Genomic DNA, 1,825 nt, shown 5'->3' with positions numbered 1-1,825 from the left:
TGCACCGGTTTCGGCCAGTGTGGCAGCAAAGACGGCTTCTCAAAGCGAAACACAAACACCGCCTTGGCATCCGCCTGATTGCCATTGAGCCCCCCCGCCTGCGCCAAGGCCTGGGCCAGGCTGATGCCAGAGGCCTGAAAGTCCACTTCCTTGGTTTCCTTGGTGGCGCCCATCACGGTCACCTGCAAGGGTTTATAGAGCGCCGTCAGCACATCGCCACCGCGCAAAGAAACGTCCTCATGGGGATTGCGGATGATTTCTTCCAGGGGCAATTGCAGCACCTTGCCGCTGCGGGACAACTGTATGGTCACCTTGTTGACCGGCTTGACCACACCACCCGCCGCCGCTATGGCCTGTAGTACGCTGACCCCGCCCGGAATCATGGGTACCATGGTGCTGTTTTTCACGTTGCCCACCACTGTAATGCTCTGGGCATGATTCTTCACCAGCCGGACCACCACCTGCGGATCATGGGCCATATGAATCAGCCGATCGCGGATCTCGGCACCAATCTCATTGAGGGTTTTGCCGGTACAAGAAATCTTGCCCGCAAAAGGCATCATGATGTCGCCATCGCTCCCCACCATCTGTGCAGGGATGGATGTCATCATAGACCCCGAAAGGCGACTCATGGAAGTAGCCCCCGTCGCAAAAAGCATGGCGGGCGGCGCCTCCCAAATATACACCTGCAGCGTATCGCCGGGCCCGACGGCATAACGGAGGGGGTCGGGATTCATGAAATCCTTCAATGCATCCAGATGAGACTGACCAATCTCATCTTTCATGTAACGAGACATGGCGTAATTCACATCCACCAGTTGAATCCCCGCCAGGGCTTTGTTGTGTGCGACATCATTCACATTGCCCGCACGAGGTCCGGAATACGGCATGTAAGAGGCGCACCCGGTCATGCCCACCAATAAGATGGCCATGACACCAGCGCGGATCATCCAGGTGTTTGCTTTATTGTCCAAATCTATACTCCGCATTTAATTTGGGGCCGAGGATCCGAACCAAAGCGGACGCGCGCGCCAGATGCCTGGTCGTAGAAACTTGTAATCCTCCGCCGACGTAGTGTACCATAAAAAAATGTTATAGTAGAACAGCGCATAACACTTAAATTCAAGGACGGCGAAAATCATGCAGATTATACCGACCATTCTATCTGGTGGCTCTGGCAGCCGGCTCTGGCCGCTTTCCCGCAAGTCTTTCCCCAAGCCGTTTATCGCCTTGCCGGATGGCGAAACCCTCATTCAGAAAACGCTGTGCCGCATTATGCAACTGGATCCGCAAGGCCCCATACTCACCGTCACCAACCGGGATTATTACTTTCTTACCCGGGATACCTTCACGGCCTATGCCAAGCATCATGGCTGCACACTGCCAAAGGCACAGTACCTGCTGGAACCCGTCGGACGCAACACCGCCCCGGCCATGACCGCCGCCGCACTCTGGGCGCAGGCAGAAGCGGGAGAAGACAGCATTCTCCTGTTTTTGCCGGCAGATCACATTATTCAGGATGATCAGGCCTTTTCCAGGGCCATTACGCATGCCGCAGCGCTGGCAGAAGCTGGTTATCTGGTGACTTTTGGAGTGGTGCCCACCACCGCGGAGACCGGCTATGGTTACATTCAGATGGGTGCCGCGCTGGCTCATGGCGGGCATCAGGTCGTGCGCTTCGTAGAAAAGCCCGATGCCGCAACCGCCACGAATTACCTGAGGAGCGGCGATTACCTCTGGAATTCCGGCATGTTCTGCATGCGGGCCGATGTGCTGCTGCAGGCCATGGCAGAGCACGCTCCGCAAGTGTACGCCGCGGCATCCG

2 protein-coding genes are annotated in these 1,825 nt (G+C 56.7%); one reads left to right on the top strand and one right to left on the bottom strand.

Annotation, left to right across the window (positions count from 1 at the left end; translation table 11 throughout):
- A partial coding sequence (locus HF921_RS12885; RefSeq protein WP_226834628.1) for a polysaccharide biosynthesis/export family protein occupies positions 1 to 974 on the bottom strand: 974 nt, incomplete at its 3' end.
- 166 nt (positions 975 to 1,140) lie between these two features.
- On the opposite strand from HF921_RS12885, the gene HF921_RS12880 reads away from it, so the two are divergent.
- A partial coding sequence (locus HF921_RS12880) for a mannose-1-phosphate guanylyltransferase (protein ID WP_215893964.1) occupies positions 1,141 to 1,825 on the top strand: 685 nt, incomplete at its 3' end.

The organism is Acidithiobacillus ferriphilus (genome assembly GCF_018854775.1).
GTDB lineage: Bacteria > Pseudomonadota > Gammaproteobacteria > Acidithiobacillales > Acidithiobacillaceae > Acidithiobacillus > Acidithiobacillus ferriphilus.
Note: the sequence above shows the minus strand (reverse complement) of the source record. Positions and strands in the feature narration are given on the sequence as shown.